2 protein-coding genes and 1 pseudogene are annotated in these 1,707 nt (G+C 73.2%); all 3 read left to right on the forward strand.

Features of this window, described 5'->3' with window-relative positions; all coding sequences use genetic code 11:
- Nucleotides 1-576, forward strand: a 576-nt coding sequence (locus tag H5J30_RS31480; protein WP_181790968.1) for an ROK family protein, incomplete at its 5' end; no start/stop codon positions are given.
- A 164-nt stretch (nt 577-740) separates the two neighbouring features.
- Nucleotides 741-1,328: an N-acetylmuramoyl-L-alanine amidase gene (locus H5J30_RS31485; RefSeq protein WP_181790970.1), complete on the forward strand. Its 588-nt coding sequence runs from the start codon at nt 741-743 to the stop codon at nt 1,326-1,328.
- A gap of 161 nt (nt 1,329-1,489) precedes the next feature.
- Nucleotides 1,490-1,707: pseudogene (locus H5J30_RS31490) on the forward strand (mandelate racemase/muconate lactonizing enzyme family protein); the annotation flags it as partial.

Here is a 1,707-nt window from a genome sequence, read left to right on the forward strand (position 1 = left end):
CGGAATTTCCTGCACGTCTCGGCCGAGATCGGCATCGGCGCCGCCGTCGTCATGGACGGCGAACTGCTGCGCGGGGCGCACGGGTTCGCCGGGGAGCTGGGCCACGTGCCCGTACGCCCCCAGGGGCGGCCGTGCGTCTGCGGCGGGCGCGGATGCCTGGAGCAGTACGCCGGCGAGGAGGCCGTCCTGCGCGCTTCCGGCATCGGCCCGGCGCACGCCCGCGCCGCGCACCCCGGCCCCGGCGGGCGGATCGCCATGCTCGCCGCCCGCGCCGCCGACGGCGACGCCCGGGTGCGGGCGGCGCTGCGCGAGGCCGTCGGCGCGCTGGGCGTCGCGATCGCCGGCGCCGTGAACATCCTCGACCCGGAGGCCGTCGTGCTGGCCGGCGCCCTCGCCGGCCTCGCCCCCTGGGTGGTGCCCGCGGTCGAACGCGAGCTGGGCCGCCGGGTCGCCGACCCGGCCCGTACCGTGCGGCTGACCGTCTCGGCGCTCGGCGCCGAGGGGCCGCTGCTCGGGGCGGCGCTGAGCGAGGTCGACGCCGTGATGGAGGCGCCGGGCGCCGTCGCCGCCGGCTGAACCCGGGCCGGCGCGCGCCCCGTTCGCCCCGCACCTCCCCGACCACCGCCTTTGGTGCGCCCATTGGCATATCCGGCCATGTCTTGGCAGCGGGGTGACGTGTCCTCATGATGGATGCCGGACTGTCATGTACGCGCAAATGTCCCTCCGCTGTCAGGAGCCCCATGGACTTCGCGAACCTCCCCCGCAGGCGGCTGATCCAGGGCGCCGCCGCCACCGCCGCGGCCGCCGGCCTCGGCGGCCTCGCCGCCACCCCCGCGCAGGCGGCGCAGTACCCCCCGACGCACTGGATACCGGCCAGCTCGTCCAATTACACGGTCTCCAGCCGGCCGTCCTCGTACCCGCTGGACTTCGTGGTCGTGCACGTGACCCAGGAGTACTTCCAGGACGCCGTCGACATCTTCCAGAACCCGGCCCGCGCCGTCTCCTCGCACTACCTCATCGCCTCGGCGGACGGCTACATCGCCCAGCTCGTCCGGGAGAAGGACATCGCCTGGCACGCCGGCAACTGGAACTACAACACCCGCAGCATCGGCATCGAGCACGAGGGCTGGGTGGACAAGCCGGCCTGGTTCACCGAGGTGATGTACCAGCGGTCCGCGCAACTGACCGCCGCGATCTGCGACCGCTACGGCATCCCGCGCACCCGCGACCACGTCATCGGCCACAACGAGGTCCCCGGCGCGACCCACACCGACCCCGGCCCCAACTGGAACTGGACGAAGTACATGCGGCTGGTCCGGGCCGCCTGACGCGCGGCGCCGGGCCCACGAGCACCCGGTGGGCGGCTCAGGGGTGTTGCCGCTCACCGGGTCCCCTCTTCCGTAAAGGTCAATGCACTTCTTGCATATCGCTTGCATGATGTGGGAATCTGCCATCGCCTGAGCCCGTTGCCGAAGCAGGGATGGTGAGCATGGCCCGCATCGCCGATGTCCGCGTCTACGCGCTCAAGTTGCCGCACGGCGAGGCGTATCTGGGGCGGCTCGACGACGGCAGCGACCTCACCGAGGAACGCGGGTACGTGGTGCGCGAACCCTGGCGCAGCCTGTACTCCGCCCGCTTCGAGACCCTGCTCGTCCACGTCGTCGCCGACGACGGCAGCGAGGGCTGGGGCGAGGCGCTGGCGCCCGT

Source organism: Streptomyces phytophilus (genome assembly GCF_013870535.1).
GTDB lineage: Bacteria > Actinomycetota > Actinomycetes > Streptomycetales > Streptomycetaceae > Streptomyces > Streptomyces phytophilus.

Excerpts from the sequence above, each read along its gene's own strand:
- H5J30_RS31485 (WP_181790970.1), top strand. The coding sequence starts at position 741 with ATGGACTTCGCGAACCTCCCCCGCAGGCGGCTGATCCAGGGCGCCGCC.